Origin of the sequence: Phytobacter ursingii (assembly GCF_001022135.1) — a bacterium.
Taxonomy (GTDB): Bacteria; Pseudomonadota; Gammaproteobacteria; order Enterobacterales; family Enterobacteriaceae; genus Phytobacter; species Phytobacter ursingii.
Window position 1 is genome coordinate 5,131,075 of record NZ_CP011602.1, and the last position, 21,890, is coordinate 5,152,964.

Genomic DNA, 21,890 nt, shown 5'->3' on the forward strand with positions numbered 1-21,890 from the left:
TATGTTGCACACTTTGGCTCATTCTCCCTGGCAATGTGATATGGCAACGTTACTGCGAACCGTACGCGGCGGGGACGATCTCTTATTGATTTCTGACGGCGTGATCGCTGCTGTGGAAGGCGGGCAATACCTTGAGTTGCTGCTAAATGCCCCCATAACGGTGCATGCGCTGGATGAAGATATTGATGCGCGAGGTCTGTCTGGTCAAATTTCGAGCAGTGTCGTCAGGGTTGGCTATAATGATTTCGTTAGCCTGGCGGTAAAACACGAGACTCAGATGCGTTGGTGATACGGATCGTTGTATATTTCTTGACACCCTTTCAGCACAGCCATAAAATTCTGCGTCCTCATATTGCATGAGGTCGATTTATTACGTGTTTACGAAGCAAAAGCTAAAACCAGGAGCTATTTAATGGCAACAGTTAACCAGCTGGTACGCAAACCACGTGCACGCAAAGTTGCGAAAAGCAACGTGCCTGCGCTGGAAGCATGCCCGCAAAAACGTGGCGTATGTACTCGTGTATATACTACCACTCCTAAAAAACCGAACTCCGCACTGCGTAAAGTATGTCGTGTTCGTCTGACTAACGGTTTTGAAGTGACTTCCTACATCGGTGGTGAAGGTCACAACCTGCAGGAACACTCCGTGATCCTGATCCGTGGCGGTCGTGTAAAAGACCTCCCGGGTGTTCGTTATCACACCGTTCGTGGTGCGCTTGACTGCTCCGGCGTTAAAGACCGTAAGCAAGCACGCTCCAAGTATGGCGTGAAACGTCCTAAGGCTTAATTGTTCTCCGTTAAGTAAGGCCAAACGTTTTAAATTAATGTCAAACTAAACTCTTTGAGTTTTGGACAATCCTGAATTAACAACGGAGTATTTCCATGCCACGTCGTCGCGTCATTGGTCAGCGTAAAATTCTGCCGGATCCGAAGTTCGGATCAGAACTGCTGGCTAAATTTGTAAATATCCTGATGGTAGATGGTAAAAAATCTACTGCCGAATCTATCGTATACAGCGCGCTTGAGACCCTGGCTCAGCGTTCTGGTAAAAACGAACTGGAAGCATTCGAAGTAGCTCTCGAAAACGTGCGCCCGACTGTAGAAGTTAAGTCTCGCCGCGTTGGTGGTTCTACTTATCAGGTTCCAGTTGAAGTCCGTCCGGTTCGTCGCAATGCTCTGGCAATGCGTTGGATCGTTGAAGCTGCTCGTAAACGCGGTGATAAATCCATGGCTCTGCGCCTGGCGAACGAACTTTCTGATGCTGCAGACAACAAAGGTACTGCAGTTAAGAAACGTGAAGACGTTCACCGTATGGCAGAAGCCAACAAGGCGTTCGCACACTACCGTTGGTAATCCCTTCGGTTTAGTCACCAGGCGGGCGCTTCGGTGCCCGCTCTGGCTCACTTAATCTGAACGTCTAAAGCAATAAACGAGGAATCAAATGGCTCGTACAACACCCATCGCACGTTACCGTAACATCGGTATCAGTGCGCACATCGACGCCGGTAAAACCACGACTACCGAACGTATTCTGTTCTACACCGGTGTAAACCACAAAATCGGTGAAGTTCACGACGGCGCCGCTACCATGGACTGGATGGAGCAGGAGCAGGAGCGTGGTATCACTATCACCTCTGCAGCGACTACTGCATTCTGGTCTGGTATGGCCAAACAGTATGAACCGCATCGCGTAAACATCATCGACACCCCGGGGCACGTTGACTTCACCATCGAAGTAGAACGTTCCATGCGTGTTCTTGATGGCGCGGTCATGGTTTACTGCGCAGTTGGTGGTGTTCAGCCGCAGTCTGAAACCGTATGGCGTCAGGCAAACAAATATAAAGTTCCGCGTATCGCGTTCGTTAACAAAATGGACCGTATGGGCGCGAACTTCCTGAAAGTTGTTGGTCAGATCAAATCCCGTCTGGGCGCGAACCCGGTTCCGCTGCAGCTGGCGATTGGTGCTGAAGAAGGTTTCACCGGTGTTGTTGACCTGGTGAAAATGAAAGCCATCAACTGGAACGATGCAGACCAGGGCGTTACCTTCGTTTACGAAGATATCCCGGCTGACATGCAGGACCTGGCTGACGAATGGCACCAGAACCTGATCGAATCCGCAGCTGAAGCGTCTGAAGAGCTGATGGAAAAATACCTGGGCGGCGAAGAGCTGACCGAGGAAGAGATCAAGAAAGCGCTGCGTCAGCGTGTTCTGAACAACGAAATCATCCTGGTAACCTGTGGTTCTGCATTTAAGAACAAAGGTGTTCAGGCGATGCTGGATGCGGTAATTGATTACCTGCCTGCACCGACTGACGTACCGGCAATCAACGGTATTCTGGACGACGGTAAAGATACGCCGGCTGAGCGTCACGCAAGTGATGAAGAGCCGTTCTCTGCGCTGGCATTCAAAATCGCAACTGACCCGTTCGTAGGTAACCTGACGTTCTTCCGCGTGTACTCTGGCGTGGTTAACTCTGGTGATACCGTACTGAACTCCGTGAAATCGGCTCGTGAACGTTTTGGTCGTATCGTGCAGATGCACGCGAACAAACGTGAAGAGATCAAAGAAGTTCGCGCGGGCGATATCGCTGCAGCTATCGGTCTGAAAGACGTGACCACGGGTGACACCCTGTGTGACCCGGATCACCCGATCATTCTGGAACGTATGGAATTCCCGGAACCGGTAATCTCCATCGCAGTAGAACCGAAAACCAAAGCTGACCAGGAAAAAATGGGTCTGGCTCTGGGCCGTCTGGCTAAAGAAGACCCGTCTTTCCGCGTATGGACTGACGAAGAATCTAACCAGACCATCATCGCTGGTATGGGTGAACTGCACCTCGATATCATCGTTGACCGTATGAAGCGTGAATTCAACGTTGAAGCGAACGTAGGTAAACCTCAGGTTGCTTACCGTGAAGCGATTCGTCAGAAAGTTACCGATGTTGAAGGTAAACACGCGAAACAGTCTGGTGGTCGTGGTCAGTATGGTCATGTTGTTATCGACATGTACCCGCTGGAGCCGGGCTCAAATCCGAAAGGTTACGAGTTCATCAACGACATTAAAGGTGGTGTAATTCCTGGCGAATACATCCCGGCCGTTGATAAAGGCATCCAGGAGCAGCTGAAATCTGGTCCGCTGGCTGGTTACCCGGTAGTTGACATGGGCGTGCGTCTGCACTTCGGTTCTTACCATGACGTTGACTCCTCTGAACTGGCGTTTAAACTGGCTGCGTCTATTGCCTTTAAAGAAGGCTTTAAGAAAGCAAAACCAGTTCTGCTTGAGCCGATCATGAAGGTTGAAGTAGAGACGCCGGAAGAGAACACTGGTGACGTAATTGGTGACTTGAGCCGTCGTCGCGGTATGCTGCGCGGTCAGGAATCCGAAGTGACTGGCGTTAAGATCCACGCTGAAGTACCGCTGTCTGAAATGTTCGGATACGCAACTCAGCTGCGTTCTCTGACCAAAGGTCGCGCATCGTACACTATGGAATTCCTGAAGTATGATGATGCCCCGAACAACGTTGCTCAGGCCGTAATCGAAGCCCGTGGTAAATAAGCCGCAGGGTTAAAACCAAAGTCCCGTGCTCTCTCCATAAGGGGGGAGCACTATAGTAAGGAATATAGCCGTGTCTAAAGAAAAATTTGAACGTACAAAACCGCACGTTAACGTCGGCACCATCGGCCACGTTGACCACGGTAAAACTACTCTGACTGCTGCCATCACTACCGTTCTGTCCAAAACTTACGGTGGCCAGGCTCGTGCATTCGACCAGATCGATAACGCGCCGGAAGAAAAAGCACGTGGTATCACCATCAACACCTCTCACGTTGAATACGATACTGCGATCCGTCACTACGCACACGTAGACTGCCCGGGCCACGCCGACTATGTTAAAAACATGATCACCGGTGCTGCGCAGATGGACGGCGCGATCCTGGTTGTTGCTGCGACTGACGGCCCGATGCCGCAGACTCGTGAGCACATCCTGCTGGGTCGTCAGGTAGGCGTTCCGTACATCATCGTGTTCCTGAACAAATGTGACATGGTTGATGACGAAGAGCTGCTGGAACTGGTTGAAATGGAAGTTCGTGAACTTCTGTCTCAGTACGATTTCCCGGGCGACGACACACCGATCGTTCGTGGTTCTGCTCTGAAAGCGCTGGAAGGCGAAGCAGAGTGGGAAGCGAAAATCATCGAACTGGCTGGCCACCTGGATACCTATATCCCGGAACCAGAGCGTGCGATTGACAAGCCGTTCCTGCTGCCGATCGAAGACGTATTCTCCATCTCCGGTCGTGGTACCGTTGTTACCGGTCGTGTAGAGCGCGGTATCATCAAAGTAGGTGAAGAAGTTGAAATCGTTGGTATCAAAGATACTGCGAAATCAACCTGTACCGGCGTTGAAATGTTCCGCAAACTGCTGGACGAAGGCCGTGCTGGTGAGAACGTTGGTGTTCTGCTGCGTGGTATCAAACGTGAAGAAATCGAACGTGGTCAGGTACTGGCTAAGCCGGGCACCATCAAGCCGCACACCAAGTTCGAATCTGAAGTGTACATTCTGTCCAAAGATGAAGGCGGTCGTCACACTCCGTTCTTCAAAGGCTACCGTCCGCAGTTCTACTTCCGTACAACTGACGTGACTGGCACCATCGAACTGCCGGAAGGCGTAGAGATGGTAATGCCGGGCGACAACATCAAAATGGTTGTTACCCTGATCCACCCGATCGCGATGGACGACGGTCTGCGTTTCGCAATCCGTGAAGGCGGCCGTACTGTAGGCGCGGGCGTTGTAGCAAAAGTTCTGGGCTAATTACTCGCTAATTAGTTTTGAATTGAAAAGGGCGCTAAGGCGCCCTTTTTGCTGTCTGTCCGCTGGCTTGCGTCATATTTGTTCGCATTTTTTTCCATCATCCCGGCATACAAACATCGCTGTGCTATTGTAACCATAACTATTCTCATTTAGACTTTGCGCATAAATTGAACGGGAGTGATTATGTACGTTTGTTTGTGTAATGGTGTAAGTGATAAAAAAATTCGCCAGGCTGTACGCCAATTTCATCCCCAATCCTTCCAGCAATTGCGCAAATTTATTCCTGTTGGAAATCAGTGTGGTAAGTGTGTACGCGCTGCGCGTGAAATTATGCAGGACGAGTTGTTGCAGATCCCGGAATATAAAGAAACCGCCTGAGTCTTCTGCTTTTTTTTGACTTCCCTGTAGCCCGATCTACGCTTCAATGAGTGGAAGCGGAGGGACTATAATGAAAGGTGATGTCAAAGTTATAAATTATCTCAATAAGTTATTGGGAAATGAGCTTGTCGCAATCAACCAGTACTTTCTCCATGCGAGAATGTTCAAAAACTGGGGCCTGATGCGCCTGAATGATGTGGAATACCACGAATCCATCGATGAAATGAAACACGCCGATAAATACATCGAGCGTATTCTCTTTCTTGAAGGCATTCCGAATCTGCAAGACTTGGGCAAACTTGGCATCGGTGAAGATGTTGAGGAGATGCTACAGTCCGATTTACGACTGGAGCTGGAAGGGGCGAGGGATTTGCGTGAAGCCATTGCCTATGCTGATAGTGTGCACGACTATGTGAGTCGGGACATGATGATTGAAATCCTTGCCGACGAAGAAGGCCATATTGACTGGCTGGAAACTGAGCTGGATCTTATCGGCAAGATTGGTTTGCAAAACTATCTCCAGTCACAAATCAAGGTTGAAGATTGACCATCGACCTATAGATACTTTAGTAAGCTACTATCAAACCCGCGCCCGCCAGGAATGGACCAAAAGGCAGCGGGTTTTTTATTATCTGCATATTTCTGTGTTTTAACATCATGAGGCAGGCGGTGCCTGAGGCGAGTGATGCGGCAACGAAGATAAGTAAAGGTAAGGCTTCCCAGCCATGCCAGGCACCCAACGCAGCCAGAAATTTAACATCACCATAGCCGAGTCCTTCCTGATGGCGCAGGAGGCGATATCCCCAATAAAGTGCCGTGAATCCGCTGTATCCCGCGATTGCCCCAAAGACTTTTTCCTGTAACAGCATTGGATTGAACCAGCCACAATACAACAGCCCGGCCCAGAGAAGGGGGCAGGTGAAGCGATCGGGTAGAAGACCCTGCCGGACGTCATACCAAACCAGGAAGGCATTAAGTATCAGATAAATAACCATAAAGAGAACTGTACCCGCCATTTAACCTCCGATGCTCGCTTACAGTCGAGCTTCTACGATAGCGATAAGCGGCAAAAGAGGGAGAGGTGCTTCTTGCGCACCTGCTCCAGAAAAAAATAATCGCCTTACATTGTGCTGCAAACAATGTGTGAGGCCACATGCACAGGCGTTTAATTTATAAACGCCCCTTGCGTAAATGCCAGATTTACGTATAATGCGCGGGCTTGTCGTAATTGACGGCTGGTTCGATATGAACCCTGATAGCGCATTTGGCTATCAAACAATGCTCCCAATCGGGGGGCTATGTAAGAACGGTTACACTCTCCCATCAATCGTAATGGGTATGAGGAGTAATCATTTCGTCTATAAAATAATTGGAGCTCTGGTCTCATGCAGAACCAAAGAATCCGTATCCGCCTGAAAGCGTTTGATCATCGTCTGATCGATCAATCAACCGCGGAAATCGTCGAGACTGCCAAGCGCACTGGTGCGCAAGTCCGTGGTCCGATCCCGCTGCCGACCCGCAAAGAGCGCTTCACCGTTCTGATCTCCCCGCACGTTAACAAAGACGCGCGCGATCAGTACGAAATCCGCACTCACAAGCGTCTGGTTGACATCGTTGAGCCAACCGAGAAAACCGTTGATGCTCTGATGCGTCTGGACCTGGCTGCCGGTGTAGACGTGCAGATCAGCCTGGGTTAATCAGGTCATCGAGCGATTGAGAGGTTGAAACAATGATTGGTTTAGTCGGTAAAAAAGTGGGTATGACCCGCATCTTCACTGAAGATGGCGTATCTATCCCAGTAACCGTAATCGAAGTTGAAGCAAACCGCGTTACTCAGGTTAAAGATCTGGCTAACGATGGCTACCGCGCTATTCAGGTGACCACTGGTGCTAAAAAAGCTAACCGTGTAACCAAGCCGGAAGCGGGTCACTTCGCTAAAGCTGGCGTAGAAGCTGGCCGTGGTCTGTGGGAATTCCGTCTGGCTGACGGCGAAGAATTCACCGTAGGTCAGAGCATTAGCGTTGAGCTGTTTGCCGAAGTTAAAAAAGTTGACGTAACTGGCACCTCTAAAGGTAAAGGTTTCGCAGGTACCGTTAAGCGCTGGAACTTCCGTACCCAGGACGCTACCCACGGTAACTCCTTGTCTCACCGCGTTCCGGGTTCTATCGGTCAGAACCAGACTCCGGGCAAAGTGTTCAAAGGCAAGAAAATGGCAGGTCAGCTGGGTAACGAACGTGTCACTGTTCAGAGCCTGGACGTAGTACGTGTTGACGCTGAGCGCAACCTGCTGCTGGTTAAAGGTGCGGTCCCGGGTGCAACCGGTAGCGACCTGATCGTTAAACCAGCTGTGAAGGCGTGAGGAGATAGCAATGGAATTAGTATTGAAAGACGCGCAGAGCGCGCTGACTGTTTCCGAAACTACCTTCGGTCGTGATTTTAACGAAGCGCTGGTACACCAGGTTGTTGTTGCTTATGCAGCTGGTGCACGTCAGGGTTCTCGTGCTCAGAAGACTCGTGCTGAAGTAACTGGTTCCGGTAAAAAACCGTGGCGCCAGAAAGGTACCGGCCGTGCGCGTTCAGGTTCTATCAAGAGCCCGATCTGGCGTTCTGGTGGCGTGACTTTCGCTGCGCGTCCGCAGGACCACAGTCAAAAAGTTAACAAAAAGATGTACCGCGGCGCGCTGAAAAGCATCCTGTCCGAACTGGTACGTCAGGATCGTCTGATCGTTGTCGAATCTTTCTCTGTTGAAGCACCGAAAACCAAGCTGCTGGCACAGAAACTGAAAGACATGGCTCTGGAAGATGTGCTGATCATCACCGGTGAGCTGGACGAAAACCTGTTCCTGGCTGCGCGCAACCTGCACAAGGTTGACGTACGCGATGCAACTGGTATCGACCCGGTTAGCCTGATCGCCTTCGACAAAGTCGTAATGACTGCTGATGCTGTTAAGCAAGTTGAGGAGATGCTGGCATGATTCGTGAAGAACGTCTGCTGAAGGTGCTGCGCGCACCGCACGTTTCTGAAAAAGCGTCTACTGCGATGGAAAAAACTAATACCATCGTTCTCAAAGTTGCTAAAGACGCGACCAAAGCAGAAATCAAAGCTGCTGTGCAGAAACTGTTTGAAGTCGAAGTCGAAGTCGTTAACACCCTGGTTGTTAAAGGGAAAGTTAAACGTCACGGACAGCGTATCGGTCGTCGTAGCGACTGGAAAAAAGCTTACGTCACCCTGAAAGAAGGCCAGAATCTGGACTTCGTTGGCGGCGCTGAGTAAGTCGGAGGAGTAATACAATGGCAGTTGTTAAATGTAAACCGACATCTCCGGGTCGTCGCCACGTAGTTAAAGTGGTTAACCCTGAGCTGCACAAGGGCAAACCTTTTGCTCCGCTGCTGGAAAAAAACAGCAAATCCGGTGGTCGTAACAACAATGGCCGTATCACCACTCGTCACATCGGTGGTGGCCACAAGCAGGCTTATCGTCTGGTTGACTTCAAACGCAACAAAGACGGTATCCCGGCAGTTGTTGAACGTCTTGAGTACGATCCGAACCGCTCCGCGAACATCGCGCTGGTTCTGTACAAAGATGGCGAACGCCGTTACATCCTGGCCCCTAAAGGCCTGAAAGCTGGCGACCAGATTCAGTCTGGCGTTGATGCTGCAATCAAAGCAGGCAACACCCTGCCGATGCGCAATATCCCGGTTGGTTCTACCGTTCATAACGTAGAAATGAAACCAGGTAAAGGCGGTCAGCTGGCACGTTCCGCTGGTACTTACGTTCAGATCGTTGCGCGTGATGGTGCTTATGTCACCCTGCGTCTGCGTTCTGGTGAAATGCGTAAAGTCGAAGCAGACTGCCGCGCTACCCTGGGCGAAGTTGGCAATGCTGAGCATATGCTGCGCGTTCTGGGTAAAGCAGGTGCTGCACGCTGGCGTGGTGTTCGTCCTACCGTTCGCGGTACTGCGATGAACCCAGTCGACCACCCACATGGTGGTGGTGAAGGTCGTAACTTTGGTAAGCACCCGGTAACTCCGTGGGGCGTTCAGACCAAAGGTAAGAAGACCCGCAGCAACAAGCGTACTGATAAATTTATCGTACGTCGCCGTAGCAAATAATATTAGAGGATAAGCCATGCCACGTTCTCTCAAGAAAGGTCCTTTTATTGACCTGCACTTGCTGAAGAAGGTAGAGAAAGCGGTGGAAAGCGGAGACAAGAAGCCCCTGCGCACTTGGTCCCGTCGTTCAACGATCTTTCCTAACATGATCGGTTTGACCATCGCTGTCCATAATGGTCGTCAGCACGTTCCGGTATTTGTTTCCGACGAAATGGTCGGTCACAAACTGGGTGAATTCGCACCGACTCGTACTTATCGCGGCCACGCTGCTGATAAAAAAGCGAAGAAGAAATAAGGTAGGAGGAAGAGATGGAAACTTTAGCTCAACATCGCCATGCTCGTTCTTCTGCTCAGAAGGTTCGCCTTGTTGCTGACCTGATTCGCGGTAAGAAAGTGTCGCAGGCCCTGGATATTCTGACCTACACCAATAAGAAAGCGGCTGTACTGGTCAAGAAAGTTCTGGAATCTGCCATTGCTAACGCTGAACACAACGATGGCGCTGACATTGACGATCTGAAAGTTGCGAAAATTTTCGTAGACGAAGGCCCGAGCATGAAGCGCATTATGCCGCGTGCAAAAGGTCGTGCAGATCGCATCCTGAAGCGCACCAGCCACATTACTGTGGTTGTGTCCGATCGCTGAGACTCTGGAGACTAGCAATGGGTCAGAAAGTACATCCTAATGGTATTCGCCTGGGTATTGTCAAACCTTGGAACTCTACCTGGTTCGCGAACACCAAAGAATTCGCTGACAACCTGGACAGCGATTTTAAAGTACGCCAGTACCTGACTAAGGAACTGGCTAAAGCGTCCGTATCTCGTATCGTTATCGAGCGTCCGGCTAAGAGCATCCGTGTGACCATTCACACCGCTCGCCCGGGTATCGTTATCGGTAAGAAAGGCGAAGACGTAGAAAAACTGCGCAAGGTCGTAGCGGATATCGCTGGCGTTCCTGCTCAGATCAATATCGCCGAAGTTCGTAAACCTGAACTGGACGCAAAACTGGTTGCTGACAGCATCACTTCTCAGCTGGAACGTCGTGTTATGTTCCGTCGTGCTATGAAGCGTGCTGTACAGAACGCAATGCGTCTGGGCGCTAAAGGTATCAAAGTTGAAGTTAGCGGCCGTCTGGGCGGCGCGGAAATCGCACGTACCGAATGGTACCGCGAAGGTCGTGTTCCGCTGCACACTCTGCGTGCTGACATTGACTACAACACCTCTGAAGCGCACACCACTTATGGTGTAATCGGCGTTAAAGTGTGGATCTTCAAAGGTGAGATCCTTGGTGGTATGGCTGCTGTTGAACAACCGGAAAAACCGGCTGCTCAACCGAAAAAGCAGCAGCGTAAAGGCCGTAAATAAGGAGCGTCGCTGATGTTACAACCAAAGCGTACAAAATTCCGTAAGGTGCACAAAGGCCGCAACCGTGGTCTGGCGCAGGGCACGGATGTGAGCTTCGGCACTTACGGTCTGAAAGCTGTTGGCCGTGGTCGTCTGACCGCTCGTCAGATCGAAGCAGCACGTCGTGCCATGACACGTGCAGTTAAGCGTCAGGGTAAGATCTGGATCCGTGTATTCCCGGACAAACCGATCACCGAGAAGCCGCTGGAAGTTCGTATGGGTAAAGGTAAAGGTAACGTGGAGTATTGGGTTGCCTTGATTCAGCCGGGTAAAGTCCTGTATGAAATGGACGGCGTTCCGGAAGAGCTGGCCCGTGAAGCCTTCGAGCTGGCAGCAGCAAAACTGCCGATTAAAACCACCTTTGTAACTAAGACGGTGATGTAATGAAAGCAAATGAGCTGCGTGAAAAAAGCGTTGAAGAGCTGAACGCTGAGCTGCTGAACCTGCTGCGTGAGCAGTTCAACCTGCGTATGCAGGCTGCAAGTGGCCAGCTGCAACAGACTCACCTGCTGAAGCAGGTTCGTCGTGATGTTGCACGCGTTAAGACTTTACTGACTCAGAAGGCGGGTGCGTAATGACCGATAAAATCCGTACTCTGCAAGGTCGCGTAGTTAGCGACAAAATGGAGAAATCCATTGTTGTTGCTATCGAACGTTTTGTGAAACACCCGATCTACGGTAAATTCATCAAGCGTACGACCAAACTGCACGTACATGACGAGAACAACGAATGCGGTATCGGTGACGTGGTTGAAATCCGCGAATGCCGTCCGCTGTCCAAGACTAAGTCCTGGACGCTGGTTCGCGTTGTAGAGAAAGCGGTTCTGTAATACAGTACGCATTCTCAATAATAAACGGTCCAGCGATGGGCCGTTTATTTTTTCTACCCATATCTAAGAAGCGGTGTTATAATGCCGCGCCCTCGATATGGGGCTTTTTAACGACCCGTTTTTAGGGTCTCAGTAGTAGTTGACATTAGCGGAGCACTAAAATGATCCAAGAACAGACTATGCTGAACGTCGCCGACAACTCCGGTGCACGTCGCGTAATGTGTATCAAGGTTCTGGGTGGCTCGCACCGTCGCTACGCAGGCGTAGGCGACATCATCAAGATCACCATCAAAGAAGCAATTCCGCGTGGTAAGGTCAAAAAAGGTGATGTGCTGAAGGCGGTAGTGGTGCGCACCAAGAAGGGTGTTCGTCGCCCTGACGGTTCTGTCGTTCGCTTCGATGGTAATGCTTGTGTTCTTCTGAACAACAACAGCGAGCAGCCCATCGGTACGCGTATTTTTGGGCCGGTAACTCGTGAACTTCGTTCTGAGAAGTTTATGAAAATCATCTCTCTGGCACCAGAAGTACTCTAAGGAGCGAATCATGGCAGCGAAAATCCGTCGTGATGACGAAGTTATCGTGCTGACCGGCAAAGATAAAGGTAAGCGCGGTAAAGTTAAGAATGTCCTGTCTTCCGGCAAGGTCATCGTTGAAGGTATCAACCTGGTTAAGAAACATCAGAAGCCGGTTCCGGCCCTGAACCAACCAGGCGGCATTGTTGAGAAAGAAGCAGCTATTCAGATCTCTAACATTGCAATCTTCAATGCGGCAACCGGCAAGGCTGACCGTGTAGGCTTTAGATTCGAAGACGGCAAAAAAGTCCGTTTCTTCAAGTCTAATAGCGAAACTATCAAGTAATTTGGAGTAGTACGATGGCGAAACTGCATGATTACTACAAAGACGAAGTAGTTAAAAAACTCATGACTGAGTTTAACTACAATTCTGTCATGCAAGTCCCTCGGGTCGAGAAGATCACCCTGAACATGGGTGTTGGTGAAGCGATCGCTGACAAGAAACTGCTGGATAACGCAGCAGCTGACCTGGCAGCAATCTCCGGTCAAAAACCGTTGATCACCAAAGCACGCAAATCTGTTGCAGGCTTCAAAATCCGTCAGGGCTATCCGATCGGCTGTAAAGTAACTCTGCGTGGCGAACGCATGTGGGAGTTCTTTGAGCGCCTGATCACTATTGCTGTTCCACGTATCCGTGACTTCCGTGGCTTGTCCGCTAAGTCTTTTGACGGTCGTGGTAACTACAGCATGGGTGTCCGTGAGCAGATCATCTTCCCAGAAATCGACTACGATAAAGTCGACCGCGTGCGTGGTTTGGATATTACCATTACCACTACTGCGAAATCTGACGAAGAAGGCCGTGCTCTGCTGGCTGCCTTTGACTTCCCGTTCCGCAAGTAAGGTAGGGTTACTTAATGGCTAAGCAATCAATGAAAGCACGCGAAGTAAAGCGCGTAGCTTTAGCTGATAAATTCTTCGCTAAACGCGCTGAACTGAAAGCTATCATCTCTGATGTGAACGCAACCGACGAAGATCGTTGGAATGCCGTTCTCAAGCTGCAGACTCTGCCGCGTGATTCCAGCCCGTCTCGTCAGCGTAATCGCTGCCGTCAAACTGGTCGTCCGCACGCTTTCCTGCGGAAGTTCGGGTTGAGCCGTATTAAGGTCCGTGAAGCCGCTATGCGCGGTGAAATCCCGGGTCTGAAAAAGGCTAGCTGGTAATTGTCACCAATTGAATCACGGGAGTAAAGACAGATGAGCATGCAAGATCCGATCGCGGATATGCTGACCCGTATCCGTAACGGTCAGGCCGCGAACAAAGCTGCGGTCACCATGCCTTCCTCCAAGCTGAAAGTGGCAATTGCCAACGTGCTGAAGGAAGAAGGTTTTATTGAAGATTTCAAAATCGAAGGCGACACCAAGCCTGAACTGGAAGTAGCTCTTAAATACTTCCAGGGCAAAGCTGTTGTAGAAAGCATTCAGCGTGTCAGCCGCCCAGGTCTGCGCATCTATAAGAAAAAAGATGAGCTGCCGAAAGTTATGGGTGGTCTGGGTATTGCAGTTGTTTCTACCTCTAAAGGTGTTATGACTGATCGTGCAGCGCGCCAGGCTGGTCTTGGTGGCGAAATTATCTGCTACGTAGCCTAATCGGAGGAAAAAATGTCTCGTGTTGCTAAAGCACCGGTCGTTATTCCTGCCGGCGTTGATGTAAAACTCAACGGTCAGGTTATCACGATCAAAGGTAAAAACGGCGAGCTGACTCGTACTCTCAACGATGCTGTTGAAGTGAAACATGCAGATAACGCTCTGACTTTCGGTCCGCGTGATGGTTACGCAGACGGTTGGGCTCAGGCTGGTACCGCGCGTGCCCTGCTGAACTCAATGGTTATCGGTGTTACCGAAGGCTTCACTAAGAAGCTGCAGCTGGTTGGTGTAGGTTACCGTGCAGCGGTCAAAGGGAATGCAGTAAACCTGGCTTTAGGTTTCTCTCATCCTGTTGACCATCAACTGCCGGCTGGCATCACTGCAGAGTGCCCGACTCAAACTGAAATCGTGCTGAAAGGCGCTGATAAACAGTTGATCGGTCAGGTTGCAGCTGATCTGCGCGCCTACCGTCGTCCTGAGCCTTACAAAGGCAAGGGTGTTCGTTACGCCGACGAAGTCGTGCGTACCAAAGAGGCTAAGAAGAAGTAAGGTAACACTATGGATAAGAAATCTGCTCGTATCCGTCGTGCGACCCGCGCACGCCGCAAGCTCAAAGAGCTGGGCGCAACTCGCCTGGTGGTACATCGTACCCCGCGTCATATTTACGCACAGGTAATTGCACCGAACGGTTCTGAAGTTCTGGTAGCTGCTTCTACTGTAGAAAAAGCTATCTCTGAACAACTGAAGTACACCGGTAACAAAGACGCGGCTGCAGCTGTGGGTAAAGCTGTCGCTGAACGCGCTCTGGAAAAAGGCATCAAAGATGTGTCCTTTGACCGTTCCGGGTTCCAATATCATGGTCGTGTCCAGGCACTGGCAGATGCTGCCCGTGAAGCTGGCCTTCAGTTCTAAGGTAGAGGTGTAAGATGGCTCACATCGAAAAACAAGCTGGCGAACTGCAGGAAAAGCTGATCGCGGTAAACCGCGTATCTAAAACCGTTAAAGGTGGTCGTATTTTCTCCTTCACAGCTCTGACTGTAGTGGGTGATGGTAACGGTCGCGTAGGTTTTGGTTACGGTAAAGCTCGCGAAGTTCCGGCAGCGATCCAGAAAGCGATGGAAAAAGCCCGTCGCAATATGATTAACGTCGCGCTGAACCACGGCACCCTGCAGCACCCGGTTAAGGGTACTCACACGGGTTCTCGTGTATTCATGCAGCCGGCTTCCGAAGGTACCGGTATCATCGCCGGTGGTGCAATGCGCGCCGTCCTGGAAGTCGCTGGGGTTCATAACGTTCTGGCTAAAGCATATGGTTCTACCAACCCGATCAACGTGGTTCGTGCAACTATTGATGGCCTGGAAAATATGAATTCTCCAGAAATGGTCGCTGCCAAGCGTGGTAAATCCGTTGAAGAAATTCTGGGGAAATAAACCATGGCAAAGACTATTAAAATTACTCAAACCCGCAGTGCAATCGGTCGTCTGCCGAAACACAAGGCAACGCTGCTTGGCCTGGGTCTGCGTCGTATTGGTCACACCGTAGAACGTGAGGATACTCCTGCCGTTCGTGGTATGGTCAACGCGGTTTCCTTCATGGTTAAAGTTGAGGAGTAAGAGATGCGTTTAAATACTCTGTCTCCGGCCGAAGGCTCCAAAAAGGCGGGTAAACGCCTGGGTCGTGGTATCGGTTCTGGCCTCGGTAAAACCGGTGGTCGTGGTCACAAAGGTCAGAAATCTCGTTCTGGCGGTGGCGTACGTCGCGGTTTCGAGGGTGGTCAGATGCCACTGTACCGTCGTCTGCCGAAATTCGGTTTCACTTCTCGTAAAGCAATGATCACTGCAGAGATTCGTCTCTCTGATCTGGCTAAAGTAGAAGGCGACGTAGTTGACCTGAACACGCTGAAAGCAGCAAACATTATCGGTATTCAGATCGAGTTCGCGAAAGTGATCCTGTCTGGTGAAGTTTCTACTCCGGTAACTGTTCGTGGCCTGCGTGTTACTAAAGGCGCTCGTGCTGCTATCGAAGCTGCTGGCGGTAAAATCGAGGAATAAGTAGCAGATGGCTAAACAACCGGGATTAGATTTTCAAAGTGCCAAAGGTGGCTTAGGCGAGCTGAAACGCAGACTGCTGTTTGTTATCGGTGCGCTTATTGTGTTCCGTATTGGCTCTTTTATTCCGATCCCTGGTATTGATGCCGCTGTACTTGCCAAACTGCTTGAGCAACAGCGAGGCACCATCATTGAAATGTTTAACATGTTCTCTGGTGGTGCTCTCAGCCGTGCTTCTATCTTTGCTCTGGGTATTATGCCGTACATCTCGGCATCAATTATTATCCAGCTGCTGACGGTCGTTCATCCGGCCCTGGCAGAACTGAAGAAAGAAGGGGAATCTGGTCGTCGTAAGATTAGCCAGTACACCCGTTACGGTACTCTGGTGCTGGCAATATTTCAGGCAACCGGTATAGCTACTGGTTTGCCTAATATGCCTGGTATGCAGGGCCTGGTTATTAACCCGGGCTTTGCATTCTATTTCACCGCTGTTGTAAGTCTGGTTACAGGAACGATGTTCCTGATGTGGCTCGGCGAACAGATTACTGAGCGTGGTATCGGTAACGGTATCTCAATCATTATCTTCGCTGGTATCGTTGCGGGACTCCCGCCAGCCATTGCCCATACTATCGAGCAAGCGCGTCAAGGCGACCTGCACTTCCTCCTGTTGCTGTTGGTTGCAGTATTAGTATTTGCAGTGACGTTCTTTGTTGTATTCGTTGAACGTGGTCAACGCCGCATTGTGGTAAACTACGCGAAACGTCAGCAGGGTCGTCGTGTCTATGCTGCTCAGAGCACACATTTGCCGCTGAAAGTGAATATGGCGGGGGTAATCCCGGCAATCTTCGCTTCCAGTATTATTCTGTTCCCGGCAACCATCGCGTCATGGTTCGGGGGCGGTACTGGTTGGAACTGGCTGACAACAATTTCGCTGTATTTGCAGCCTGGGCAACCGCTTTATGTGTTACTCTATGCGTCTGCAATCATCTTCTTCTGTTTCTTCTACACGGCATTGGTTTTCAATCCGCGTGAAACAGCAGATAACCTGAAGAAGTCCGGTGCATTTGTACCAGGAATTCGTCCGGGAGAGCAAACGGCGAAGTATATCGATAAGGTAATGACCCGCCTGACTTTGGTTGGTGCGTTGTATATTACTTTTATCTGCCTGATCCCGGAGTTCATGCGTGATGCGATGAAAGTGCCGTTCTACTTCGGTGGGACCTCGCTGCTTATCGTTGTTGTCGTGATTATGGACTTTATGGCTCAAGTGCAAACTCTGATGATGTCAAGTCAGTACGAGTCTGCATTGAAGAAGGCGAACCTGAAAGGCTATGGCCGTTAATGGTCGCCCGAGAAGTTACGGAGAGTAAAAATGAAAGTTCGTGCTTCCGTCAAGAAATTATGCCGTAACTGCAAAATCGTTAAGCGTGATGGCGTCATCCGCGTGATTTGCAGTGCCGAGCCGAAACATAAACAGCGCCAAGGCTGATTATTTCGCATATTTTTCTTGCAAAGTTGGGTTGAGCTGGCTAGATTAGCCAGCCAATCTTTTGTATGTCTGTACGTTTCCATTTGAGTATCCTGAAAACGGGCTTTTCAGCATGGTGCGTACAAGTAAAATTATAGGAGTGCATAGTGGCCCGTATAGCAGGCATTAACATTCCTGATCAGAAACATGCTGTGATCGCATTAACTTCGATCTACGGCGTCGGCAAGACCCGTTCCAAAGCCATCCTGGCTGCAGCGGGTATCGCTGAAGATGTTAAGATCAGTGAGCTGTCTGAAGAACAAATCGACACGCTGCGTGACGAAGTTGCCAAATTTGTCGTTGAAGGTGATCTGCGCCGTGAAATCAGCATGAGCATCAAGCGCCTGATGGATCTTGGTTGCTATCGCGGTTTGCGTCATCGTCGTGGTCTGCCAGTGCGCGGTCAGCGTACTAAGACCAACGCACGTACCCGTAAGGGTCCGCGCAAACCGATCAAGAAATAATCGGGGTGATTGAATAATGGCAAAGGCACCAATTCGTGCACGTAAACGTGTAAGAAAACAAGTCTCTGACGGCGTGGCTCATATCCATGCTTCTTTCAACAACACCATCGTTACTATTACTGATCGTCAGGGTAACGCATTGGGTTGGGCAACAGCCGGTGGTTCCGGTTTCCGTGGTTCTCGCAAATCCACTCCGTTTGCAGCTCAGGTTGCAGCAGAGCGTTGTGCAGAAGCCGTTAAAGAATACGGCATCAAGAATCTGGAAGTTATGGTCAAAGGTCCGGGTCCGGGTCGCGAATCTACTATTCGTGCTCTGAACGCCGCTGGTTTCCGCATCACTAATATTACTGATGTGACTCCGATCCCTCATAACGGTTGTCGTCCGCCGAAAAAACGTCGCGTATAACGCCTCGTTTCTAGGATTGTTGGAGAAAGAAAATGGCAAGATATTTGGGTCCTAAGCTCAAGCTGAGCCGTCGTGAGGGCACCGACTTATTCCTTAAGTCTGGCGTTCGCGCGATCGATACCAAGTGTAAAATTGAACAAGCTCCTGGCCAGCACGGTGCGCGTAAACCGCGTCTGTCTGACTACGGTGTGCAGTTGCGTGAAAAGCAAAAAGTTCGCCGTATCTACGGTGTGCTGGAGCGTCAGTTCCGTAACTACTATAAAGAAGCAGCACGTCTGAAAGGCAACACTGGTGAAAACCTGTTGGCTCTGCTGGAAGGTCGTCTGGACAACGTTGTATACCGTATGGGCTTCGGCGCCACTCGTGCAGAAGCACGCCAGCTGGTTAGCCACAAGGCTATCATGGTAAACGGTCGTGTTGTTAACATCGCTTCTTATCAGGTTAGTCCGAATGACGTTGTTAGCATTCGTGAGAAAGCGAAAAAGCAGTCTCGCGTGAAAGCCGCTCTGGAGCTGGCTGAGCAGCGTGAAAAGCCAACCTGGCTGGAAGTTGATGCTGGCAAGATGGAAGGCACGTTCAAGCGTAAGCCAGAGCGTTCTGATCTGTCTGCGGACATTAACGAACACCTGATCGTCGAGCTTTACTCCAAGTAAAGCTTAGTACCAAAGAGAGGACACAATGCAGGGTTCTGTGACAGAGTTTCTAAAACCGCGCCTGGTAGATATCGAGCAAGTGAGTTCGACGCACGCCAAGGTGACCCTTGAGCCTTTAGAGCGTGGCTTTGGCCATACTCTGGGTAACGCACTGCGCCGTATTCTGCTCTCATCGATGCCGGGTTGCGCGGTGACCGAGGTTGAGATTGATGGTGTACTTCATGAGTACAGCACCAAAGAAGGCGTTCAGGAAGATATCCTTGAAATCCTGCTCAACCTGAAAGGGCTGGCGGTGAGAGTTCAGGGTAAAGATGATGTTATTCTTACTCTGAATAAATCTGGCATTGGCCCTGTGACTGCAGCCGACATTACCCACGACGGTGATGTCGAAATCGTCAAGCCGCAGCACGTGATCTGCCACCTGACCGATGAGAACGCGTCTATTAGCATGCGTATCAAAGTTCAGCGCGGTCGTGGTTATGTGCCGGCTTCTGCCCGAATTCATTCGGAAGAAGATGAGCGCCCAATCGGCCGTCTGCTGGTCGACGCATGCTACAGCCCTGTAGAGCGTATTGCCTACAATGTTGAAGCAGCGCGTGTAGAACAGCGTACCGACCTGGACAAGCTGGTCATCGAAATGGAAACCAACGGCACAATCGATCCTGAAGAGGCGATTCGTCGTGCGGCAACCATTCTGGCTGAACAACTGGAAGCTTTCGTTGATTTACGTGATGTACGTCAGCCGGAAGTGAAAGAAGAGAAACCAGAATTCGATCCGATCCTGCTGCGCCCTGTTGACGATCTGGAATTGACTGTCCGCTCTGCTAACTGCCTTAAGGCAGAAGCTATCCACTATATCGGTGATCTGGTACAGCGTACCGAGGTTGAGTTGCTGAAAACGCCGAACCTGGGTAAAAAATCTCTTACCGAGATTAAAGATGTGCTGGCCTCACGTGGTCTGTCTCTGGGCATGCGCCTGGAAAACTGGCCGCCGGCAAGCATTGCTGACGAGTAACCGGATCACAGGTTAAGGTTTTACTGAGAAGGATAAGGTCATGCGCCATCGTAAGAGTGGTCGTCAACTGAACCGCAACAGCAGCCATCGCCAGGCTATGTTCCGCAACATGGCAGGTTCGCTGGTTCGTCATGAAATCATCAAGACGACCCTGCCGAAAGCGAAAGAACTGCGTCGCGTAGTTGAGCCGCTGATTACTCTTGCCAAGACTGATAGCGTTGCTAATCGTCGTCTGGCATTCGCCCGTACTCGTGATAACGAGATCGTGGCAAAACTGTTTAACGAGCTGGGCCCGCGTTTCGCGAGCCGTGCCGGTGGTTACACTCGTATTCTGAAGTGTGGCTTCCGTGCAGGCGACAATGCGCCGATGGCATACATCGAGCTGGTTGATCGTTCTGAATCGAAAGCAGAAGCTGCTGCAGAGTAATCTGCAGTAACGTAAAAAAACCCGCCTCGGCGGGTTTTTTTATATCCGCATTATCCCCACATTTCCTACTATGTCTGTATGTTTTTCGCTCCTCTTCTGGAGGTCGTATGTGGTTACTTGACCAGTGGGCAGAACGGCACATCCTTGATGCGCAGCAAAAAGGCGAATTTGAGCATTTGCCTGGTAGCGGTAAACCCCTTGTCCTGGATGATGATTCGCATGTACCACCTGAACTACGCGCAGGGTTCCGTTTACTCAAAAATGCGGGCTGTCTTCCACCTGAACTTGAATATCGAAAAGAAGCGCTTGCTTTGTCGGACTTACTGGCTCATATACATCAAGATCATCCGGATTATCACGAAATAAGTCGGCGATTAACACTTCTGGAATTGAAATTGAAGCAGGCTGGACTCAGTACGGAATTCCTTCACGGTGAATATGCGGCAAAATTGATATTGAAATTAGATGAGGAGTAGACATGTTTCGTATTGGAGAATTGGCCAAACTGGCTGAGGTCACCCCGGATACCATTCGTTATTATGAAAAGCAGCAGATGATGGATCATGAAATCCGAACGGAAGGCGGCTTCCGCCTTTATTCGGATAATGACTTACAGCGTTTGAAATTCATCCGGCATGCGCGCCAGCTTGGCTTTACGCTTGAGTCGATTCGTGAATTGCTCTCTATCCGTATCGATCCTGAGCATCACACTTGCCAGGAATCCAAAAGCATAGTTCAGGCCCGGTTGAGTGAGGTAGAAGCGAGAATTCAGGAATTACAGATTATGCAACGTTCTCTACAGAAACTAAATGATGCTTGCTGCGGTAGTGCGCACAGTAGCGTCTATTGCTCAATACTCGAAGCCCTGGAGCAGGGGGCCAGCAGCGCTCCAGACGGGCATTGATTTTTGTTGTAAGCAAGCCTACACTTGCGCCGTTTAAACCACAATCTGGAGAAATTATGAGCCATTATCAGCATAAGAAAGGGCAGATTAATGATAACGCCATCGAGGCATTGCTTCATGACCCCCTGTTCAGACAGCGAGTTGAGAAGAATAAGAAGGGGAAAGGGAGTTATTTACGTAAAGATAAGCACGGTAAAAAAGGTAACTGGGAGGCCAGTGGCAAGCAAGCGAATCGCTTATTTACCACTGGCCTTCTGCTTAAAACAGCTTAATCAAATGCGTTTGTTCTGTTCTTTCAACAGATCGCGGATTTCCGTAAGCAGCAATTCCTCTTTGCCTGGTGCAGGCGGCGCTTTGGGTTCATCTTCCTGTTTACGTTTGAGTCGATTAATGAGTTTAATCGCCATGAAAATAGCAAACGCGACAATAATAAAGTCGAAAATATTCTGGATAAAAACACCGTAATGCATGACGACTGCCGGGACATCGCCTTGTGCCTCGCGCAAAGTGAGAGCGAATTGCTTAAAGTCTATTCCGCCAATCAGTAGCCCTAATGGAGGCATGATAATATCAGCAACCAGCGAAGAGACAATCTTGCCGAATGCCGCCCCAATGATCACACCTACCGCCAAATCAACTACATTTCCCCGCATCGCAAATTCGCGAAATTCTTTTAGCAAGCTCATGCTCTTCTCCTTGTGCTGTCAGACAAGTTAAGTCTAACAAATGTATTCTCGTTTGCCATTAAGGGTAAAAATT

Annotated in this window: 39 protein-coding genes and 1 pseudogene; 38 read left to right on the forward strand and 2 right to left on the reverse strand. The window is 50.2% G+C overall.

All coding sequences use genetic code 11. From position 1 onward, the window contains the following. The first annotated feature begins 1 nt into the window (after window position 1). From tusB to bfr, 7 genes are all read left to right on the forward strand, one after another. Complete coding sequence (tusB, locus tag AB182_RS27690) at window positions 2-289, forward strand: sulfurtransferase complex subunit TusB (protein ID WP_047372874.1); 288 nt, start codon at window positions 2-4, stop codon at window positions 287-289. 123 nt (window positions 290-412) lie between these two features. Further along, on the forward strand, window positions 413-787 hold the full coding sequence (gene rpsL, locus AB182_RS27695) for a 30S ribosomal protein S12 (protein ID WP_000246815.1): 375 nt from the start codon (window positions 413-415) through the stop codon (window positions 785-787). Between the two features lie 95 nt (window positions 788-882). After that, a complete protein-coding gene (gene rpsG, locus AB182_RS27700; RefSeq protein ID WP_035894363.1) occupies window positions 883-1,353 on the forward strand; it encodes a 30S ribosomal protein S7 in 471 nt (156 codons plus the stop codon). Between the two features lie 88 nt (window positions 1,354-1,441). After that, window positions 1,442-3,556, forward strand: a complete 2,115-nt coding sequence (fusA, locus tag AB182_RS27705; protein WP_047372875.1) for an elongation factor G — start codon at window positions 1,442-1,444, stop codon at window positions 3,554-3,556. 70 nt (window positions 3,557-3,626) lie between these two features. Then, the gene (gene tuf, locus AB182_RS27710) at window positions 3,627-4,811 is read left to right on the forward strand and encodes an elongation factor Tu (RefSeq protein ID WP_047372876.1); all 1,185 of its coding nucleotides are present in this window, start codon (window positions 3,627-3,629) and stop codon (window positions 4,809-4,811) included. Between the two features lie 183 nt (window positions 4,812-4,994). Continuing rightward, window positions 4,995-5,189 carry a bacterioferritin-associated ferredoxin gene (gene bfd / locus AB182_RS27715; protein WP_039076808.1) on the forward strand — a complete coding sequence of 65 codons (195 nt, stop codon included), beginning with the start codon at window positions 4,995-4,997 and terminating at the stop codon, window positions 5,187-5,189. Between the two features lie 70 nt (window positions 5,190-5,259). Beyond that, entirely contained in the window at window positions 5,260-5,736 is a 477-nt protein-coding gene (gene bfr, locus AB182_RS27720) for a bacterioferritin (RefSeq protein ID WP_047372877.1), read from the forward strand. A gap of 19 nt (window positions 5,737-5,755) precedes the next feature. On the opposite strand, the gene AB182_RS27725 is transcribed toward bfr, so the two are convergent. Beyond that, a complete protein-coding gene (locus tag AB182_RS27725; RefSeq protein ID WP_047372878.1) occupies window positions 5,756-6,205 on the reverse strand; it encodes a prepilin peptidase in 450 nt (149 codons plus the stop codon). A gap of 369 nt (window positions 6,206-6,574) precedes the next feature. Between AB182_RS27725 and rpsJ the strand changes: the two genes are divergently transcribed. The 31 genes and pseudogenes from rpsJ to AB182_RS27880 form a co-directional block, all read left to right on the forward strand. Beyond that, the gene (rpsJ, locus tag AB182_RS27730; RefSeq protein WP_001181005.1) at window positions 6,575-6,886 is read left to right on the forward strand and encodes a 30S ribosomal protein S10; all 312 of its coding nucleotides are present in this window, start codon (window positions 6,575-6,577) and stop codon (window positions 6,884-6,886) included. A 32-nt stretch (window positions 6,887-6,918) separates the two neighbouring features. Then, window positions 6,919-7,548, forward strand: coding sequence for a 50S ribosomal protein L3 (rplC, locus tag AB182_RS27735; RefSeq protein WP_047372879.1), 630 nt, complete (start codon window positions 6,919-6,921; stop codon window positions 7,546-7,548). 10 nt (window positions 7,549-7,558) lie between these two features. Beyond that, window positions 7,559-8,164, forward strand: a complete 606-nt coding sequence (gene rplD / locus AB182_RS27740) for a 50S ribosomal protein L4 (protein WP_039076812.1) — start codon at window positions 7,559-7,561, stop codon at window positions 8,162-8,164. After that, window positions 8,161-8,463, forward strand: a complete 303-nt coding sequence (gene rplW / locus AB182_RS27745; protein WP_000617546.1) for a 50S ribosomal protein L23 — start codon at window positions 8,161-8,163, stop codon at window positions 8,461-8,463. Before rplD ends, rplW begins: the two co-directional genes overlap by 4 nt. A 17-nt stretch (window positions 8,464-8,480) precedes the next feature. After that, window positions 8,481-9,302, forward strand: a complete 822-nt coding sequence (gene rplB, locus AB182_RS27750; RefSeq protein ID WP_039076813.1) for a 50S ribosomal protein L2 — start codon at window positions 8,481-8,483, stop codon at window positions 9,300-9,302. 16 nt (window positions 9,303-9,318) lie between these two features. Next, a complete protein-coding gene (rpsS, locus tag AB182_RS27755) occupies window positions 9,319-9,597 on the forward strand; it encodes a 30S ribosomal protein S19 (protein ID WP_001138115.1) in 279 nt (92 codons plus the stop codon). Between the two features lie 14 nt (window positions 9,598-9,611). Beyond that, on the forward strand, window positions 9,612-9,944 hold the full coding sequence (gene rplV, locus AB182_RS27760) for a 50S ribosomal protein L22 (protein WP_002919773.1): 333 nt from the start codon (window positions 9,612-9,614) through the stop codon (window positions 9,942-9,944). A gap of 17 nt (window positions 9,945-9,961) precedes the next feature. After that, window positions 9,962-10,663 carry a 30S ribosomal protein S3 gene (rpsC, locus tag AB182_RS27765; protein WP_000529945.1) on the forward strand — a complete coding sequence of 234 codons (702 nt, stop codon included), beginning with the start codon at window positions 9,962-9,964 and terminating at the stop codon, window positions 10,661-10,663. Between the two features lie 12 nt (window positions 10,664-10,675). Continuing rightward, entirely contained in the window at window positions 10,676-11,086 is a 411-nt protein-coding gene (gene rplP / locus AB182_RS27770) for a 50S ribosomal protein L16 (protein WP_007369814.1), read from the forward strand. Then, complete coding sequence (gene rpmC, locus AB182_RS27775; protein ID WP_032614707.1) at window positions 11,086-11,277, forward strand: 50S ribosomal protein L29; 192 nt, start codon at window positions 11,086-11,088, stop codon at window positions 11,275-11,277. The genes rplP and rpmC overlap by 1 nt, the downstream gene beginning before the upstream one ends. Next, the gene (rpsQ, locus tag AB182_RS27780; RefSeq protein ID WP_000130100.1) at window positions 11,277-11,531 is read left to right on the forward strand and encodes a 30S ribosomal protein S17; all 255 of its coding nucleotides are present in this window, start codon (window positions 11,277-11,279) and stop codon (window positions 11,529-11,531) included. The genes rpmC and rpsQ overlap by 1 nt, the downstream gene beginning before the upstream one ends. Before the next feature lie 161 nt (window positions 11,532-11,692). Continuing rightward, window positions 11,693-12,064, forward strand: coding sequence for a 50S ribosomal protein L14 (rplN, locus tag AB182_RS27785; RefSeq protein WP_004388611.1), 372 nt, complete (start codon window positions 11,693-11,695; stop codon window positions 12,062-12,064). A 10-nt stretch (window positions 12,065-12,074) separates the two neighbouring features. After that, the gene (rplX, locus tag AB182_RS27790) at window positions 12,075-12,389 is read left to right on the forward strand and encodes a 50S ribosomal protein L24 (protein ID WP_015962742.1); all 315 of its coding nucleotides are present in this window, start codon (window positions 12,075-12,077) and stop codon (window positions 12,387-12,389) included. Between the two features lie 14 nt (window positions 12,390-12,403). Then, on the forward strand, window positions 12,404-12,943 hold the full coding sequence (rplE, locus tag AB182_RS27795; RefSeq protein ID WP_001096200.1) for a 50S ribosomal protein L5: 540 nt from the start codon (window positions 12,404-12,406) through the stop codon (window positions 12,941-12,943). 14 nt (window positions 12,944-12,957) lie between these two features. Next, window positions 12,958-13,263: a 30S ribosomal protein S14 gene (gene rpsN, locus AB182_RS27800; RefSeq protein ID WP_039076814.1), complete on the forward strand. Its 306-nt coding sequence runs from the start codon at window positions 12,958-12,960 to the stop codon at window positions 13,261-13,263. A gap of 33 nt (window positions 13,264-13,296) precedes the next feature. Then, window positions 13,297-13,689 (forward strand): 30S ribosomal protein S8, encoded by a 393-nt coding sequence (gene rpsH, locus AB182_RS27805; RefSeq protein WP_039076815.1) that lies wholly within the window; start codon window positions 13,297-13,299, stop codon window positions 13,687-13,689. 12 nt (window positions 13,690-13,701) lie between these two features. After that, window positions 13,702-14,235: a 50S ribosomal protein L6 gene (gene rplF / locus AB182_RS27810; protein WP_039076816.1), complete on the forward strand. Its 534-nt coding sequence runs from the start codon at window positions 13,702-13,704 to the stop codon at window positions 14,233-14,235. A gap of 9 nt (window positions 14,236-14,244) precedes the next feature. Continuing rightward, the gene (rplR, locus tag AB182_RS27815) at window positions 14,245-14,598 is read left to right on the forward strand and encodes a 50S ribosomal protein L18 (RefSeq protein ID WP_039076817.1); all 354 of its coding nucleotides are present in this window, start codon (window positions 14,245-14,247) and stop codon (window positions 14,596-14,598) included. A gap of 14 nt (window positions 14,599-14,612) precedes the next feature. Next, window positions 14,613-15,116 (forward strand): 30S ribosomal protein S5, encoded by a 504-nt coding sequence (gene rpsE / locus AB182_RS27820; RefSeq protein ID WP_039076818.1) that lies wholly within the window; start codon window positions 14,613-14,615, stop codon window positions 15,114-15,116. A gap of 3 nt (window positions 15,117-15,119) precedes the next feature. Then, window positions 15,120-15,299 (forward strand): 50S ribosomal protein L30, encoded by a 180-nt coding sequence (rpmD, locus tag AB182_RS27825; RefSeq protein ID WP_001140434.1) that lies wholly within the window; start codon window positions 15,120-15,122, stop codon window positions 15,297-15,299. A gap of 3 nt (window positions 15,300-15,302) precedes the next feature. Further along, a complete protein-coding gene (rplO, locus tag AB182_RS27830) occupies window positions 15,303-15,737 on the forward strand; it encodes a 50S ribosomal protein L15 (RefSeq protein WP_047372880.1) in 435 nt (144 codons plus the stop codon). 7 nt (window positions 15,738-15,744) lie between these two features. Beyond that, complete coding sequence (secY, locus tag AB182_RS27835) at window positions 15,745-17,076, forward strand: preprotein translocase subunit SecY (protein WP_047372881.1); 1,332 nt, start codon at window positions 15,745-15,747, stop codon at window positions 17,074-17,076. 30 nt (window positions 17,077-17,106) lie between these two features. Further along, window positions 17,107-17,223 carry a 50S ribosomal protein L36 gene (gene rpmJ / locus AB182_RS27840; RefSeq protein ID WP_000868187.1) on the forward strand — a complete coding sequence of 39 codons (117 nt, stop codon included), beginning with the start codon at window positions 17,107-17,109 and terminating at the stop codon, window positions 17,221-17,223. A gap of 146 nt (window positions 17,224-17,369) precedes the next feature. Next, entirely contained in the window at window positions 17,370-17,726 is a 357-nt protein-coding gene (gene rpsM, locus AB182_RS27845; RefSeq protein ID WP_003863308.1) for a 30S ribosomal protein S13, read from the forward strand. A gap of 16 nt (window positions 17,727-17,742) precedes the next feature. Next, window positions 17,743-18,132 carry a 30S ribosomal protein S11 gene (gene rpsK, locus AB182_RS27850; RefSeq protein ID WP_002919257.1) on the forward strand — a complete coding sequence of 130 codons (390 nt, stop codon included), beginning with the start codon at window positions 17,743-17,745 and terminating at the stop codon, window positions 18,130-18,132. 32 nt (window positions 18,133-18,164) lie between these two features. Further along, entirely contained in the window at window positions 18,165-18,785 is a 621-nt protein-coding gene (gene rpsD / locus AB182_RS27855) for a 30S ribosomal protein S4 (RefSeq protein WP_000135224.1), read from the forward strand. Between the two features lie 25 nt (window positions 18,786-18,810). Then, window positions 18,811-19,800, forward strand: coding sequence for a DNA-directed RNA polymerase subunit alpha (locus AB182_RS27860; protein ID WP_034461761.1), 990 nt, complete (start codon window positions 18,811-18,813; stop codon window positions 19,798-19,800). Between the two features lie 40 nt (window positions 19,801-19,840). Then, entirely contained in the window at window positions 19,841-20,227 is a 387-nt protein-coding gene (rplQ, locus tag AB182_RS27865; protein WP_001216372.1) for a 50S ribosomal protein L17, read from the forward strand. A gap of 107 nt (window positions 20,228-20,334) precedes the next feature. After that, window positions 20,335-20,703, forward strand: a complete 369-nt coding sequence (locus AB182_RS27870; RefSeq protein ID WP_047372882.1) for a DnaJ family domain-containing protein — start codon at window positions 20,335-20,337, stop codon at window positions 20,701-20,703. Between the two features lie 2 nt (window positions 20,704-20,705). Further along, on the forward strand, window positions 20,706-21,131 hold the full coding sequence (gene zntR, locus AB182_RS27875) for a Zn(2+)-responsive transcriptional regulator (protein WP_047372883.1): 426 nt from the start codon (window positions 20,706-20,708) through the stop codon (window positions 21,129-21,131). 56 nt (window positions 21,132-21,187) lie between these two features. Continuing rightward, window positions 21,188-21,391: pseudogene (locus AB182_RS27880) on the forward strand (alternative ribosome-rescue factor A); the annotation flags it as partial. Window positions 21,392-21,403: 12 nt separating this feature from the next. Here the strand turns inward: AB182_RS27880 and mscL are convergent. Then, complete coding sequence (gene mscL / locus AB182_RS27885) at window positions 21,404-21,817, reverse strand: large-conductance mechanosensitive channel protein MscL (RefSeq protein WP_047372885.1); 414 nt, start codon at window positions 21,815-21,817, stop codon at window positions 21,404-21,406. Window positions 21,818-21,890 lie beyond the last annotated feature (73 nt).

Excerpts from the sequence above, each read along its gene's own strand:
- tusB (WP_047372874.1), top strand. The coding sequence starts at position 2 with ATGTTGCACACTTTGGCTCATTCTCCCTGGCAATGTGATATGGCAACG.
- rpsL (WP_000246815.1), top strand. The coding sequence starts at position 413 with ATGGCAACAGTTAACCAGCTGGTACGCAAACCACGTGCACGCAAAGTT.
- rpsG (WP_035894363.1), top strand. The coding sequence starts at position 883 with ATGCCACGTCGTCGCGTCATTGGTCAGCGTAAAATTCTGCCGGATCCG.
- fusA (WP_047372875.1), top strand. The coding sequence starts at position 1,442 with ATGGCTCGTACAACACCCATCGCACGTTACCGTAACATCGGTATCAGT.
- bfd (WP_039076808.1), top strand. The coding sequence starts at position 4,995 with ATGTACGTTTGTTTGTGTAATGGTGTAAGTGATAAAAAAATTCGCCAG.
- bfr (WP_047372877.1), top strand. The coding sequence starts at position 5,260 with ATGAAAGGTGATGTCAAAGTTATAAATTATCTCAATAAGTTATTGGGA.
- AB182_RS27725 (WP_047372878.1), bottom strand. The coding sequence starts at position 6,205 with ATGGCGGGTACAGTTCTCTTTATGGTTATTTATCTGATACTTAATGCC.
- rpsJ (WP_001181005.1), top strand. The coding sequence starts at position 6,575 with ATGCAGAACCAAAGAATCCGTATCCGCCTGAAAGCGTTTGATCATCGT.
- rplC (WP_047372879.1), top strand. The coding sequence starts at position 6,919 with ATGATTGGTTTAGTCGGTAAAAAAGTGGGTATGACCCGCATCTTCACT.
- rplD (WP_039076812.1), top strand. The coding sequence starts at position 7,559 with ATGGAATTAGTATTGAAAGACGCGCAGAGCGCGCTGACTGTTTCCGAA.
- rplW (WP_000617546.1), top strand. The coding sequence starts at position 8,161 with ATGATTCGTGAAGAACGTCTGCTGAAGGTGCTGCGCGCACCGCACGTT.
- rplB (WP_039076813.1), top strand. The coding sequence starts at position 8,481 with ATGGCAGTTGTTAAATGTAAACCGACATCTCCGGGTCGTCGCCACGTA.
- rpsS (WP_001138115.1), top strand. The coding sequence starts at position 9,319 with ATGCCACGTTCTCTCAAGAAAGGTCCTTTTATTGACCTGCACTTGCTG.
- rplV (WP_002919773.1), top strand. The coding sequence starts at position 9,612 with ATGGAAACTTTAGCTCAACATCGCCATGCTCGTTCTTCTGCTCAGAAG.
- rpsC (WP_000529945.1), top strand. The coding sequence starts at position 9,962 with ATGGGTCAGAAAGTACATCCTAATGGTATTCGCCTGGGTATTGTCAAA.
- rplP (WP_007369814.1), top strand. The coding sequence starts at position 10,676 with ATGTTACAACCAAAGCGTACAAAATTCCGTAAGGTGCACAAAGGCCGC.
- rpmC (WP_032614707.1), top strand. The coding sequence starts at position 11,086 with ATGAAAGCAAATGAGCTGCGTGAAAAAAGCGTTGAAGAGCTGAACGCT.
- rpsQ (WP_000130100.1), top strand. The coding sequence starts at position 11,277 with ATGACCGATAAAATCCGTACTCTGCAAGGTCGCGTAGTTAGCGACAAA.
- rplN (WP_004388611.1), top strand. The coding sequence starts at position 11,693 with ATGATCCAAGAACAGACTATGCTGAACGTCGCCGACAACTCCGGTGCA.
- rplX (WP_015962742.1), top strand. The coding sequence starts at position 12,075 with ATGGCAGCGAAAATCCGTCGTGATGACGAAGTTATCGTGCTGACCGGC.
- rplE (WP_001096200.1), top strand. The coding sequence starts at position 12,404 with ATGGCGAAACTGCATGATTACTACAAAGACGAAGTAGTTAAAAAACTC.
- rpsN (WP_039076814.1), top strand. The coding sequence starts at position 12,958 with ATGGCTAAGCAATCAATGAAAGCACGCGAAGTAAAGCGCGTAGCTTTA.
- rpsH (WP_039076815.1), top strand. The coding sequence starts at position 13,297 with ATGAGCATGCAAGATCCGATCGCGGATATGCTGACCCGTATCCGTAAC.
- rplF (WP_039076816.1), top strand. The coding sequence starts at position 13,702 with ATGTCTCGTGTTGCTAAAGCACCGGTCGTTATTCCTGCCGGCGTTGAT.
- rplR (WP_039076817.1), top strand. The coding sequence starts at position 14,245 with ATGGATAAGAAATCTGCTCGTATCCGTCGTGCGACCCGCGCACGCCGC.
- rpsE (WP_039076818.1), top strand. The coding sequence starts at position 14,613 with ATGGCTCACATCGAAAAACAAGCTGGCGAACTGCAGGAAAAGCTGATC.
- rpmD (WP_001140434.1), top strand. The coding sequence starts at position 15,120 with ATGGCAAAGACTATTAAAATTACTCAAACCCGCAGTGCAATCGGTCGT.
- rplO (WP_047372880.1), top strand. The coding sequence starts at position 15,303 with ATGCGTTTAAATACTCTGTCTCCGGCCGAAGGCTCCAAAAAGGCGGGT.
- secY (WP_047372881.1), top strand. The coding sequence starts at position 15,745 with ATGGCTAAACAACCGGGATTAGATTTTCAAAGTGCCAAAGGTGGCTTA.
- rpmJ (WP_000868187.1), top strand. The coding sequence starts at position 17,107 with ATGAAAGTTCGTGCTTCCGTCAAGAAATTATGCCGTAACTGCAAAATC.
- rpsK (WP_002919257.1), top strand. The coding sequence starts at position 17,743 with ATGGCAAAGGCACCAATTCGTGCACGTAAACGTGTAAGAAAACAAGTC.
- rpsD (WP_000135224.1), top strand. The coding sequence starts at position 18,165 with ATGGCAAGATATTTGGGTCCTAAGCTCAAGCTGAGCCGTCGTGAGGGC.
- AB182_RS27860 (WP_034461761.1), top strand. The coding sequence starts at position 18,811 with ATGCAGGGTTCTGTGACAGAGTTTCTAAAACCGCGCCTGGTAGATATC.
- rplQ (WP_001216372.1), top strand. The coding sequence starts at position 19,841 with ATGCGCCATCGTAAGAGTGGTCGTCAACTGAACCGCAACAGCAGCCAT.
- AB182_RS27870 (WP_047372882.1), top strand. The coding sequence starts at position 20,335 with ATGTGGTTACTTGACCAGTGGGCAGAACGGCACATCCTTGATGCGCAG.
- zntR (WP_047372883.1), top strand. The coding sequence starts at position 20,706 with ATGTTTCGTATTGGAGAATTGGCCAAACTGGCTGAGGTCACCCCGGAT.
- mscL (WP_047372885.1), bottom strand. The coding sequence starts at position 21,817 with ATGAGCTTGCTAAAAGAATTTCGCGAATTTGCGATGCGGGGAAATGTA.